11 protein-coding genes are annotated in these 12,751 nt (G+C 42.5%); 1 reads left to right on the forward strand and 10 read right to left on the reverse strand.

Features of this window, described 5'->3' with window-relative positions; genetic code table 11:
- Nucleotides 1-22 precede the first annotated feature (22 nt).
- From DW152_RS02675 to DW152_RS02695, 5 genes are all read right to left on the reverse strand, one after another.
- Nucleotides 23-814 (reverse strand): hemolysin family protein, encoded by a 792-nt coding sequence (locus tag DW152_RS02675; RefSeq protein WP_021861094.1) that lies wholly within the window; start codon nucleotides 812-814, stop codon nucleotides 23-25.
- 24 nt (nucleotides 815-838) lie between these two features.
- A complete protein-coding gene (locus DW152_RS02680; protein ID WP_021861095.1) occupies nucleotides 839-1,186 on the reverse strand; it encodes a type II toxin-antitoxin system PemK/MazF family toxin in 348 nt (115 codons plus the stop codon).
- A 76-nt stretch (nucleotides 1,187-1,262) separates the two neighbouring features.
- Nucleotides 1,263-2,429: an alanine racemase gene (gene alr, locus DW152_RS02685; RefSeq protein WP_118287892.1), complete on the reverse strand. Its 1,167-nt coding sequence runs from the start codon at nucleotides 2,427-2,429 to the stop codon at nucleotides 1,263-1,265.
- A gap of 12 nt (nucleotides 2,430-2,441) precedes the next feature.
- Nucleotides 2,442-3,941, reverse strand: a complete 1,500-nt coding sequence (locus DW152_RS02690) for an NAD(P)H-hydrate dehydratase (protein ID WP_118287893.1) — start codon at nucleotides 3,939-3,941, stop codon at nucleotides 2,442-2,444.
- 173 nt (nucleotides 3,942-4,114) lie between these two features.
- A complete protein-coding gene (locus DW152_RS02695) occupies nucleotides 4,115-4,771 on the reverse strand; it encodes a redox-sensing transcriptional repressor Rex (protein ID WP_021861098.1) in 657 nt (218 codons plus the stop codon).
- A gap of 134 nt (nucleotides 4,772-4,905) precedes the next feature.
- Between DW152_RS02695 and abc-f the strand changes: the two genes are divergently transcribed.
- A complete protein-coding gene (gene abc-f, locus DW152_RS02700; protein WP_118287894.1) occupies nucleotides 4,906-6,831 on the forward strand; it encodes a ribosomal protection-like ABC-F family protein in 1,926 nt (641 codons plus the stop codon).
- Nucleotides 6,832-6,988: 157 nt separating this feature from the next.
- Here abc-f and DW152_RS02705 read toward each other — a convergent pair whose 3' ends face one another.
- The 5 genes from DW152_RS02705 to ftsY form a co-directional block, all read right to left on the reverse strand.
- Nucleotides 6,989-8,194, reverse strand: a complete 1,206-nt coding sequence (locus DW152_RS02705) for an NADP-dependent isocitrate dehydrogenase (protein WP_117537217.1) — start codon at nucleotides 8,192-8,194, stop codon at nucleotides 6,989-6,991.
- A gap of 44 nt (nucleotides 8,195-8,238) precedes the next feature.
- The gene (locus DW152_RS02710; protein ID WP_118287895.1) at nucleotides 8,239-8,892 is read right to left on the reverse strand and encodes a GntR family transcriptional regulator; all 654 of its coding nucleotides are present in this window, start codon (nucleotides 8,890-8,892) and stop codon (nucleotides 8,239-8,241) included.
- A gap of 28 nt (nucleotides 8,893-8,920) precedes the next feature.
- A complete protein-coding gene (locus tag DW152_RS02715) occupies nucleotides 8,921-10,312 on the reverse strand; it encodes a 2-isopropylmalate synthase (RefSeq protein WP_117537219.1) in 1,392 nt (463 codons plus the stop codon).
- A gap of 263 nt (nucleotides 10,313-10,575) precedes the next feature.
- Nucleotides 10,576-11,796, reverse strand: a complete 1,221-nt coding sequence (gene ilvA, locus DW152_RS02720; RefSeq protein ID WP_118287896.1) for a threonine ammonia-lyase — start codon at nucleotides 11,794-11,796, stop codon at nucleotides 10,576-10,578.
- 13 nt (nucleotides 11,797-11,809) lie between these two features.
- Nucleotides 11,810-12,751: a signal recognition particle-docking protein FtsY gene (gene ftsY, locus DW152_RS02725; protein WP_021861105.1), complete on the reverse strand. Its 942-nt coding sequence runs from the start codon at nucleotides 12,749-12,751 to the stop codon at nucleotides 11,810-11,812.

Raw genomic sequence — 12,751 nt, forward strand, 5'->3', positions numbered from 1 at the left:
TTCACATCGTTTTATTCTAGCACTATTCAAGTACTTTTTCAATCTTAACTCTCTGTATTGTATTATTATCTACGGATAAGATTGTAAATCGGTAGGAATTGTAGAGAACTGAGCAGTTTTCATCCTCTCCGGGAATACGTTCAAGTTGCCGGATCAGGAATCCATTTAACGTGTCACATTCCTCTTCCTCAAAAGAAATCTGCAGAATATCTTCCAGATCTTCCAGTTCCGTCAGCCCATCCACAAGGTAGCTTCCGTCCAACTGCGCATGGATCATCTCTTCTTCTTCGTCGTATTCGTCCAGAATATTTCCAACAATCTCTTCCAGAATATCTTCCATCGCAACAAGACCGGAAGTCTGTCCATATTCATCCAGAACGATAACAATGTGATTTTTCTTTGTCTGCATTTCTTTAAATAATTTATCAATACTTTTCGTCTCTGGTATGAAGGAAACCGACCTTATATATGTATCCAATTCTTTTACCGGACGTTTTCTGAGCGATTCATCCAGATAACAGGTCGCCGCCTCCCGCAGATGGATAAAACCGATGATCTGGTCTATATCCTCCTCGTAAATCGGGAAGCGGGAATAGCTCTCTCCCAGCATGAACTGAAATGCATTTTCCAGTGTTTCTGTCGCATCAATCGCAACGATATTTTTCCGGTGTGTCATAATATCCTTTGCATCTTTGTCCATATAACGGAAGATATTACGGATCAGACCTGCCGCCTTTCGTATCTGTGCTTCGTCCATCTCGTCATCGAGTTTGAGACTCTGCCTGATCCGTTGAAATAAACTTTTCTTTTCCATAGTAAATTATCTTGTACTCCTTTTCTATGTATGAAGACTGAGACTGATTTTCAGTGCTTCATCAACTTTTGTCATAATATTTTTATCCAAGTGGCATACCAGATCTTTTAACCGCTGCTTATCGATCGTGCGAATCTGTTCCAGAAGGATTACTGAATTTTTCACTAGCTGGTACTGCCTTGCATCAATCTCCACATGCGTAGGAAGTTTTGCCTTATTCATCCTGGACGTGATCGCTGCACAGATCACAGTCGGACTGTGCCTGTTACCTGTGTCATTCTGAATAATTAAAACCGGCCGGATTCCTCCCTGTTCTGATCCAACAACCGGACTTAGATCCGCATAATATATATCACCGCGTCTTACCTGCACGTCTTCTTCACACTCCGCTCAAATTAAGATACTTTCAGTATTCCCATATTTTTCGGATGTATGCTTTTGTTTTATATTATGCGAAACAATCAGCCTGCTCTACAACTTTTCCGTCACGGATATATTCTCTCGGAATCCGCTTTCCGAGGTCACATACAAATTCATAGTTAAATCTTCCTGACAGCTCACTTAATGTCTCTACCGGCAGGAATTCGTCTCCGTCATGTCCGACAAGTGTGATCTTATCACCAAATTTCACGTCATCAATCTCTGTCGCATCCACCATAAACTGATCCATGCAGACACGTCCGATGATCGGTGCTTTCTTTCCGTGGATCAGGACATAACCTTTGTTGGACAGACTTCTCGGATAACCGTCTCCGTAGCCGACCGGAACCGTAACAATCTTTGTCCTTTTTGTTGTCCTATAAGTTCCTCCATAACTTATCAACTCATCCGGATCTTCCCATTTTACATATGCAACGTGACTGATCAGTTCCAATGCCGGCATCAACGCAACGTTTTCCTTATGAACTTCCTCAGACGGATACATACCATAAGTGGAAATACCTGCACGAACAAGGCTCAGATTATCTTCTTTGCAGTCAATGATCCCTGCACTGTTGCAGCAGTGATAATAAGTAAAATATACTTTCTTTTCATCCAGTGCATGTTTCATCCGCATATATTTCTCAAACTGACTGTTTGTATATGTCTTATCTGTCTCATCAGCTTTGGAGAAATGTGTAAACATTCCTTCCAGTACAAGTCCCGGAAGTTTACTGATTCTTTCAATCGTATCAGCGCTTTCGTCATTGATTTTGAATCCGATTCTTCCCATACCGGTATCCAGTTTGATATGTACATAAGCTTTTTTGCCAAGTTTCACGGCAAGATCAGACAGTTCTTTTGCCATTTCTTCTGTATATACTGCCATTCGAATCTCGTTATTGATAAGATCTTCTCTCTGATCCTGGAAGACGCAGCCAAGAATCAAGATCGGTTTTGTCACATCTGCTTTACGAAGTAATACTGCTTCATCTAATGTAGCAACTGCAAATCCCCATACATAAGATTTTGGCTCCAGAAGATGTGCTACCTGAGCAGCACCGTGTCCATAGGCATCTGTCTTAATAACAACGATCATCGGAACATTTTCCTGTAAATTATTCTTCATATTCTCTACGTTTGATTCAATTGCATCCAGATTGATTCTTGCACACACTCTTGTATAATTTTTCATTGTTCTTCCTCCTTATAAATTACTATTTGTAATGTCCGTTGTTGCAAGGCTCTCAAGCAGATCCCTTGCCAGAATACTGTAACGGTTCTTCTCTCTCGCAGCTGTTTCACCACTTAATCCATGTATATAAGTTCCGAGAGTTGCCGCCTCGAATGTACTGATTCCCTGTGCCAGAAGTCCGGCGATCACACCGCAAAGCACATCTCCGGAACCGCCTTTTGCCAGCGCCTGACAGCCACTTGTATTGACACAGGTCCGTTTCCCGGCCTCTCCGATCAACGTTCTTGAATCTTTCAGGACACAGGTAACGTTCCATTCTTCCGTCAGAGATTCCAGCACCTGCTGTCTGTTAGCTCTGATTTCAGGAACAGAAAGTCCGGTCAGTCTGGACATCTCTTTCATATGCGGAGTCAGGATAAAACTTCCTTCTGTAAGATATTCTGTATATTTCAAATGCTCCGCAAGCAGATTCAGTCCATCTGCATCGATCACACATGCTACTTCCACATTGGACAATACGGTTTTTAAAATCTTCTTTGCAGTCTTGGATCTGCTAAGTCCGGAACCAATGCATACCGCATCTGCGTGGCTTAAAAGCCGTTTCACTTCTTCCTTGTCAAATTCTGTATAGGTTGTGATGATTGCTTCCGGCAGGAGTGCCTGTAAAATAACCCGGTTCGATTCCTCCGTATAAATCTGCACCAGTCCGGCTCCCATCCGATAAGCTGCCATTGCATTAAGAAATGCAGCTCCGCTCATCCCTTTACTTCCGGCGATCACAAGCAGCCTTCCATAAGTACCCTTATTGGAATCTTCCGGTCTGTCCGGCAGCATTCTGATATATTCCTCTCTGTCCGGCAGATATGCAATGTTCTTGTTCTTCTCCATCGTTCGGAGTGATATTCCGATATCTGTCACTGTGACTTTACCTGCATATTCTTTTCCAGGATAAAAGATAAGTCCGATCTTCTCAACCTGAAACGTCACTGTATAATCTGCGCGGAATGCAATACCAAGCACACAACCATTTCCGGCATTGATTCCCGATGGAATATCCACTGCAACTTTTGTTCCGGACGCTTCATTCATCCACTCGATAACTTCCCGGTAATGCCCGGTTACTTCCCGACTCAGACCAACACCGAATATAGCATCAATGATCAGGCTGTATGTGCCATCCGGGTAGTGGTCGCGGATCGATCCTCCAATGCTTTCAAAAAGCTTCCACTGATACCGGCATTCCGCACTTAAATGTGCCGGATTCCCCGCCATAAAAACAGTAACCGCACATCCTTCTTCTTTTAAAAGTCTCGCAATAGCAAAACCATCTCCGCCATTATTTCCCGATCCACAGACAATCAGAACATCTGTAAAATCCAGCTTTTCCTTTTTCATGGAATCAATACAACTCCTCGCCGCACGTTCCATCAGTTCCAGTGATGGGATACCGAGATTCTCTATCGTATCCTTATCTGCCGCCTTCATACTGTCTCCATCCGGTAAAAACCTCATATGCTCATCTCCCTAATATAATCGTACTTATGACACCTGCGGAGTCACAAAATCTTACATCCGCTTACTGACAAGCTCACATGAATGCAGGCTTTTCTGCTCTGGTATCATATAAAAAGGACGTATAAAAACAAGCCTGTATACACATGCCTGTTTCTATACGTCTGCTTTTACTAGTTCTTTCCTTTTTTGCGCTGGTCTTCATTATAACGACTGATGTTATAAGATAACTGCATCAGACTCTCTGACAAATGCACATTCTCAACAATGATGTTATCCGGCATATTGAGGTCCGTATGTGCAAAGTTCCAAATCGCGCGCACGCCGTTCTCCACAAGCATATTCGCAACTTCGATTGCCTTCTCTTTTGGAATTGTAAGTACAGCAATCTCTACATCATTCTTCTGGACAAAGGACTTCAACTCGTCCATCATGCGGATCGGCACTCCACGAATCGCAACTCCCTCCAGACGCGGATTTACATCAAAAATTCCGGTCAGGATAAATCCACGTTTTTCAAACGCTGCATAATTTGCAAGTGCCTGTCCCAAATTACCTGCACCAATGATTATGATCTTATGATCTTCTTCCAGTCCCAGGATTTTGCCGATCTCTGTATATAGATATTTGACATTATAGCCGTATCCCTGCTGTCCGAATCCTCCGAAATTGTTAAGATCCTGACGAATCTGAGACGCAGTAACCTTCATCCTTTTGCTCAGATCGTTAGAAGAAATACGTTCTACCCCATTTTCAAGGAGTTCTCCTAAATATCTATAATATCGCGGCAAACGTCGGATGACTGCCTGTGATATTCCTCGATTATCCAATTTTTTCACCTTCCCATATATATTCTAACTGTTATTATATAAAATTGTATGAATAAAGTCAATTTTTTAGTAGTTTTTTTATTACGTTTTCGCTATAATAAGAACGTATGTGAACAGATAAGGAGGAATTTTTTATGATACTTGCCTGTCATGGAATTAACAAAACATTTGGTGAAGAAATCATTGTGAAAGATGGTTCTTTTCATATAGAAGATCATGAGAAAGCTGCCCTTGTAGGCCCGAACGGAGCCGGCAAATCTACTATTTTCAAGATAATTGCCGGAGAACTGCCGTCAGATGGTGGTTCCGTCATCCTGACCAAAGGAAAGACTATGGGATATCTCGCCCAGCATCAGGACATGAATACAGATCGTTCGATCTACGAAGAAGTGCGCACGGCAAAAGCAGATATCATTGCCATGGAACAGAAAATCCGTCAGCTGGAACTGGAGATGAAGGACTTAAGTGGAGACTCTCTGGAAGACCACATGGACTCCTACAACCGGCTGACCGCAGCATTTGAACGCGAAAATGGATATGCTTACGAAAGCGAACTGACTGGCGTCTTAAAGGGACTAGGTTTTCAGGAAGAAGAATTTACCAAACCGGTGAATACGCTCTCCGGAGGACAGAAAACCCGTGTTTCTCTCGGCAAACTTCTGCTTACTAAACCGGATATTCTGCTTCTGGACGAGCCGACCAACCACCTGGATTTGAATTCAATCACGTGGCTGGAAACTTACATATTAAATTATCCGGGTGCAGTACTGATCGTCTCACACGACCGTTATTTTCTGAACCGGATTGTAACGAAAGTCATCGAAATAGAAAACGGTAAACTGATGACTTATTCTGGTAATTATACTGATTACTCTCAGAAAAAACAGCAGATCCGCGAAGCGCGTATCAAAGAATATCTCAACCAACAGCAAGAGATCAAGCATCAGGAAGCTGTTATTGAAAAGCTCCGCTCTTTCAACCGCGAGAAATCAATCAAACGGGCGGAAAGCCGTGAGAAAATGCTTGAGAAGATCAAACCGGTAGAAAAACCGATAGAAACAAACAAAGACTTTCAGTTAAAGCTGGAACCTGCAACCATCAGCGGTAATGATGTACTGACGGTAGAACATTTAAGTAAAGCCTTTCCACCACAGACGTTATTTTCAGATATCAGTTTTGAGATCAAGCGTGGCGAACACGTTGCGATCATCGGCGATAATGGAACCGGCAAGACGACTCTGCTTAAGATTTTAAATCAGGTTCTCCCTGCAGACAACGGAACTTTCACCCTTGGTACGAATGTCCAGATTGGCTACTACGATCAGGAACACCATGTGCTCCATATGGAAAAGACAATCTTTGAAGAGATTTCGGATGATTACCCGACTCTTACAAATACGCAGATCCGGAACATGCTTGCAGCATTCTTATTTACCGGAGACGATGTCTTTAAACGGATTTCCGATTTAAGCGGTGGTGAAAGAGGACGTGTTTCTCTTGCAAAGCTTATGCTCTCTGAAGCAAACTTCCTGATCCTCGATGAGCCGACCAACCATTTAGACATTACCTCAAAAGAAATTCTGGAAAAAGCGCTGAATAATTATACCGGAACACTGCTCTATGTTTCGCATGACCGTTATTTCATCAATCAGACAGCCACAAGAATCCTGGATCTTACGCATCATACGTTTGTCAATTACATTGGAAATTACGATTATTACTTGGAGAAAAAGGAAGAACTCACAGCTGCATATACAGAAAATATCGATATGACTTCTGATTCTTCCACCGATTCCGGTGAAGTCTCCGCTTCCAAATTAAGCTGGCAGGAACAAAAAGAACTGCAGGCTAAGGAACGCAAACGCCAGAATGAATTAAAAAAGACGGAAGAACGCATCAGCGTACTCGAAGACCGCGACCGGGAAATTGATGAACTTATGGTACAAGAAGAGATTTTCACAAACTCTGTCAAATGCCAGGAACTCGCCAAAGAGAAAGTACAGATTGCGGAAGAGTTGGAAACTCTTTATAAAAACTGGGAAATTCTTGCTGAAGACTAAATTATCTTAGTCAAAACTACTGTTCTTATTGCATAAGATAAATAATACAAAAAGGCTTTGACTGCGAGAAGTTAAAGCCTTTTACTTTTTTGCCTTTTACAAAAATACCATAGTTCTGTTTGAAGTATATCTGTTTTCCGTAAAATCTATGTAAAGTTTAGTCCTCTTTTAATTTTTCTGCAATTGCTTTAATAAAGTCTTCGCTGTTCAGCACAGTCGGATTCTCAAGTGTTGTAATAAGTGCCAGGTCTTTTGTCATTTTGCCGCTTTCAATTGTATCAATCGTTGCTTTTTCCAGCTTGTCTGCAAATGCCATCAGCTCTTTGTTTCCATCCATCTCACCACGTTTACGTAGTGCTCCTGTCCATGCAAAAATTGTTGCCACAGAGTTTGTGGATGTCTCTTCACCTTTCAGATGTTTGTAATAGTGGCGCTGTACGGTTCCGTGTGCTGCCTCGTACTCATAATATCCTTCCGGAGACACAAGCACAGATGTCATCATTGCAAGTGAACCAAATGCAGATGATACCATGTCACTCATAACATCTCCGTCATAATTCTTGCATGCCCAGATATAACCACCCTCGGATTTCATAACACGGGCAACCGCATCGTCGATCAGTGTGTAGAAATAAGTAATTCCTGCTTCTTCAAATTTGTCTTTATAATCTGCATCGTAGATATCCTGGAAAATATCTTTGAATGTATGGTCATATTTTTTGGAAATTGTATCTTTCGTAGCAAACCAGAGATCCTGTTTTGTATCCAGTGCATAATTGAAACAACTTCTTGCAAAGCTCTCAATCGAATGATTGATATTATGCATTCCCTGTACAACTCCGGCACTGTCAAAATTATGTACGAGTTCTCTTGTCTCACTGCCATCTTCTGCAGTATAAACAAGCTCTACCTTTCCTGCTCCCGGAATCTTCATCTCAGAACCTTTATACACATCTCCATATGCATGTCTTGCGATGGTAATCGGTTTCTTCCAGTTTTTTACACAAGGTTCAATGCCCTTTACAACGATCGGTGCACGGAATACCGTTCCATCTAAGATAGCACGGATCGTTCCATTCGGGCTCTTCCACATTTCTTTTAAGTTATATTCTTTTACGCGGGCGGCATTCGGTGTGATTGTTGCACATTTTACAGCGACTTTGTATTTTTTCGTCGCATTTGCCGAATCGATCGTCACCTGATCATCTGTCTCGTTTCTGTGTTCCAGTCCGAGATCATAATATTCGGTATTTAACTCTATGAAAGGTTCCAGAAGATTTTCCTTAATCATCTTCCAAAGGATTCTTGTCATCTCGTCTCCGTCCATTTCCACAATTGGTACTGTCATTTTAATCTTAGCCATATTCTTCTCCCTTTCTACGTTATTTTCTATATTCTATCTGATTATTATTCTTCCAGATGCAGGTTCTGCATTACATTTTTGATATGCTGATTCGCAAGTTCTTCTGCCTTGTCTGCGTCTTTCTGTTTGATTGCTTCCAGAATTGCCCGGTGTTCCTGAATGGATTTTTCGGCCCGGTGTTCTTCGCCAACAGAAGTCTTTCTTGCCAGCTTCACATACTTATGAAAATCTGTCAGGACATGCTCTAATATACGGCTGTCCGATGCTTCGTAAAGAACTCTGTGAAATCTTCCGTCAAGTTCGGATACTTGTTCTGCGACAGAACTCTGCTCCTTTTTCAGACGAAATTCTGACAGAAGAAGCATCTCTTCCAATTCTTCAATCTGTTCATCCGTAATATGATCAGTTGCCCATCTGGCGCACAGACCTTCTAACATCGAACGGATCTTAAAGATGTCTGCTACATCTTTTCTTGTAATTCCGGTCACATAAGCGCCTTTATTCGGTACGATCCGTACCAGTCCTTCCAGTTCAAGCTGACGGAGAGCTTCCCTTACCGGTGTACGGCTGACTCCCAGTTCATCCCCGATGGAAATCTCCCTAAGCTCATCATTTTCTTTGTATTTACCATTTAATATATCTTCACGCAGTCTCTGAAAAACTCTTCCTCTCAGAGACTGATCCTGATATTCCATCATTTTTATACCTCTCTCTATTTGTTCGTTGTTATCTGAGACGGATGCCAAGCTCTTTGCACGCCTCATCAATAACACCTAACAGTTCTTCATCTGTCAGGACGGTGACACGACCGCTTTCATATTCCTTATCTACCCACTCTTTTACTTTGTCAACAAGCTTGCTGTTCTTGTCAACCTGCTTCTCTTCTTTCAGTCCGAAGTAAGTATTGATCCAGTGTGCGATTCCCGCAAGACCGGATGTATTTGAAATTGCAACAAGTGGCGGGCGGTTCAGGAATTTATCTGTATCGAAAATATTATAAATCTCTTCATTTTTCAGCAGACCATCCGCATGGATTCCTGCACGGGTAACATTGAAATTCTTTCCGACAAACGGTGTCCTCGACGGGACTCTGTAGCCGATCTCTTTCTCGTAATACTCTGCAATCTCTGTGATCACTCTTGTGTCCATGCCATCCAGTGTTCCGCGAAGCTGTGCATATTCAAATACCATAGCTTCCAACGGTGTATTACCGGTACGTTCACCGATTCCAAACAGCGAACAGTTTACACTGCTTGCACCGTACAGCCATGCGGTTGTAGAATTGCTGACTGCTTTGTAGAAATCGTTATGTCCATGGAACTCGATCAGTTCGCTCGGAACTCCGGCATGTACACGAAGGCCATAGATAATACCCGGAATGGATCTTGGGATCACGGCACCCGGATAGTTGATACCATATCCCATCGTATCACAGACTCGGATCTTCACCGGAATCTTATATTCTTCCATCAGATGCATAAGTTCCAGACAGAACGGAATCACGAATCCGTAAATATCAGATCGTGTAATATCTTCCAGATGACATCTAGGTGAAATTCCTGTCTCCAGACATTCACGAACAACAGAAAGATAATGGTTCATTGCCTCTCTTCTTGTCATTTTCAGTTTATAAAAAATATGATAATCAGAACAGCTTACAAGAATACCGGTCTCTTTCATACCGATCTCTTTCACAAGTTCAAAGTCTTTCTTGCTTGCACGGATCCAACTTGTGATCTCCGGAAACTTATATCCTCGCTCCATACATTTATAAACGGCATCTCTGTCTTTTTTACTGTAGAGGAAAAATTCACACTGTCTGATCTTTCCATTCGGTCCGCCCAATCTGTGAAAATAATCATAAAGCGTTACGATCTGATCTGTCGTGTACGGAGTTCTGGACTGCTGTCCATCGCGGAAGGTTGTATCTGTGATCCAGATTTCATCCGGCATACTGTGCGGTACAATACGGTCATTGAATGCAATCTTCGGGATCTCATCATAGTGGAACAGATTCCGGAACACATTCGGTTTATCGACATCTACGAGCGGATACATATGCTCTTCCAGCTGCAACAGATTGCTGTGTTTATCAAGGTATACTTTTCTATCTTCCATTGCTGTCATCTCTCTTTCCGTAACAAATACGATTCTTTTTCAATCTTCATGTATGATTGTATACAATCATACATTGTATGTCAAGAAGAAATTATAATTTTTATGAGGAAAATAGAAAAGCAATATGAATATCTTAGGTTTTCTCCTATTATACCCATACTGCTTTTATGTCTGTAGCATCTCTGTATTCAATTATTACTTCCACCAGATGACCTGGCAGAAAGTCATGTTTTTCTATATCATACTTTCAGCATTTCTTTTCATTAGTACAGTTTTGCACTGATCTCTCTCGGGCGAAGTCCTTCATCTTCCAGTGCCTGGAGAATCTCATTCTTATGCTCTGTTCCAAATGCTTCCATTGTGATACGAAGCTCCACAGCCGCATTACGGTTCGTGCTTACAAACTGGTTGTGTTCCAGTTTGATAACGTTACCTTTGGCATCCGCAATCGTCTTCGCAACACGCACTAGCTCACCGGCTTTATCCGGAAGGAGTACAGATACAGAGAAGATACGGTCTCTCTGGATCAGACCATGCTGTACGATAGATGACATCGTAATAACGTCCATATTACCACCGCTTAAGATTGCAACTGCTTTCTTACCTTTTAAGTTCATCTGTTTCAGCGCTGCAACTGTCAGAAGTCCGGAATTTTCGACAACCATCTTATGGTTCTCTACCATATCAAGGAAAGCACCGATCAACTCATCGTCCTCTACGAGCAAAATCTCATCGATATTCTCTTTCGCATATGGGAAAATATTTTCTCCGACACGTTTTACAGCTGTACCATCAGCAATCGTATCTGCGCTGTCCAGTGTAACCGGCTCACCCGCATTAAATGCTGCAGTCATACTTGCTGCTGCTTTCGGCTCTACACCGATGACTTTGATCTTTGGGTTCAGCATCTTCGCAAGTGTTGATACACCTGTGATCAGTCCGCCACCACCGATCGGAGCAAGAATATAATCAACTGTAGGAAGTTCCTGTACAATCTCCATTGCGATACTTCCCTGTCCGGTTGCAACTTCCAGATCATCAAACGGATGTACAAATGTGTATCCTTTCTCTTCGGCAAGCTTCAGCGCATACGCACATGCATCGTCATAAACATCACCATGAAGGATAACTTCCGCTCCATAGCTCTTTGTACGGTTGACTTTGATAAGTGGTGTAACTGTCGGCATAACGATTGTTGCTTTGCAGCCAAACTGCTGTGCTGCATAGGCAACACCCTGTGCATGGTTTCCGGCAGAAGCAGTGATGAGTCCATGTTCTCTCTCTTCTTCTGACATTCTGCTGATCTTATAATAAGATCCTCGTACTTTGTAAGCGCCTGTATACTGCATATTTTCCGGTTTCAGATAAATCTTACCACCTGTCTCTTTGCTTAAATACTCGCTGTAAACCAGCTTGGTAGGCAGTGTAACTTTTTTCACGATCTCACTCGCCTGTTCAAAACTTTCCAGTGTTAAACTTTCCATCTTTGTTGCCCTCCTAATTCTCGTCTTCCTTCGCAAATAACGCATTTACAAATGCATCCGCATCAAATTTCTGCAAATCATCTATTGTTTCTCCGACACCGATGTACTTCACCGGTATACCAAGTTCTGCCTGGATTGCAACTGCAATACCACCCTTGGCTGTTCCATCCATCTTCGTCAGTACGATTCCGGTAATATCCGCAACATCATTAAAATCCTTTGCCTGCTGCAGTGCATTCTGTCCCGTTGTCGCATCCAGCACGACCAGCGTCTCTCTGTATGCTTCCGGAAATTCCCGGTCAATGATACGATTCATCTTTCTGAGCTCTTCCATCAGGTTCTTCTTGTTGTGCAGTCTTCCTGCCGTGTCGCATAAAAGTACGTCTGCATGTCTTGCCTTTGCGGCTGCAACTGCATCAAATACAACGGATGCCGGATCGGAACCTTCCTGACCGCCGATCAGCTCTGCCTGCGATCTGTTTGCCCATTCTTTTAACTGTTCACCGGCAGCAGCACGAAATGTGTCCGCAGCAGCCAGTACGACTTTCTTATTCTGGGCACGCAGTTTTCCTGCGAGCTTGCCGATTGTCGTTGTCTTTCCGACACCATTGACACCGATCATCATTACAACAGAAGTCTTGTCTTCAAATTCATAAGCAGTCTCACCAACATCCATCTGTTCTTTGATACTCTCAATAAGAATTTCTCTGCAGTCTGCCGGTTCCTTGATGTGACGCTCTTTTACCTTTTCCTTCAGGTCATCCAGAATATCGTAGGTTGCCTGAACGCCAAGATCTCCCATGATCATAACTTCTTCCAGTTCTTCATAAAAATCATCATCAATATGTGTAAATCCGTGAAAAATGCTGTCCATTCCGGATACAATATTATCTCTTGTTTTCGTAAGCCCTGAAACGAGCCGGCTGAAAAAGCCGCCCTTTTTCTCCTCTGCCAT

The sequence above is a fragment of the Dorea sp. AM13-35 genome, from assembly GCF_003473885.1.
GTDB lineage: Bacteria > Bacillota > Clostridia > Lachnospirales > Lachnospiraceae > Dorea_D > Dorea_D hominis.

Excerpts from the sequence above, each read along its gene's own strand:
- DW152_RS02675 (WP_021861094.1), bottom strand. The coding sequence starts at position 814 with ATGGAAAAGAAAAGTTTATTTCAACGGATCAGGCAGAGTCTCAAACTC.
- alr (WP_118287892.1), bottom strand. The coding sequence starts at position 2,429 with ATGAAAAATTATACAAGAGTGTGTGCAAGAATCAATCTGGATGCAATT.
- DW152_RS02690 (WP_118287893.1), bottom strand. The coding sequence starts at position 3,941 with ATGAGGTTTTTACCGGATGGAGACAGTATGAAGGCGGCAGATAAGGAT.
- abc-f (WP_118287894.1), top strand. The coding sequence starts at position 4,906 with ATGATACTTGCCTGTCATGGAATTAACAAAACATTTGGTGAAGAAATC.
- DW152_RS02705 (WP_117537217.1), bottom strand. The coding sequence starts at position 8,194 with ATGGCTAAGATTAAAATGACAGTACCAATTGTGGAAATGGACGGAGAC.
- DW152_RS02710 (WP_118287895.1), bottom strand. The coding sequence starts at position 8,892 with ATGATGGAATATCAGGATCAGTCTCTGAGAGGAAGAGTTTTTCAGAGA.
- DW152_RS02715 (WP_117537219.1), bottom strand. The coding sequence starts at position 10,312 with ATGGAAGATAGAAAAGTATACCTTGATAAACACAGCAATCTGTTGCAG.
- ilvA (WP_118287896.1), bottom strand. The coding sequence starts at position 11,796 with ATGGAAAGTTTAACACTGGAAAGTTTTGAACAGGCGAGTGAGATCGTG.
- ftsY (WP_021861105.1), bottom strand. The coding sequence starts at position 12,751 with ATGGCAGAGGAGAAAAAGGGCGGCTTTTTCAGCCGGCTCGTTTCAGGG.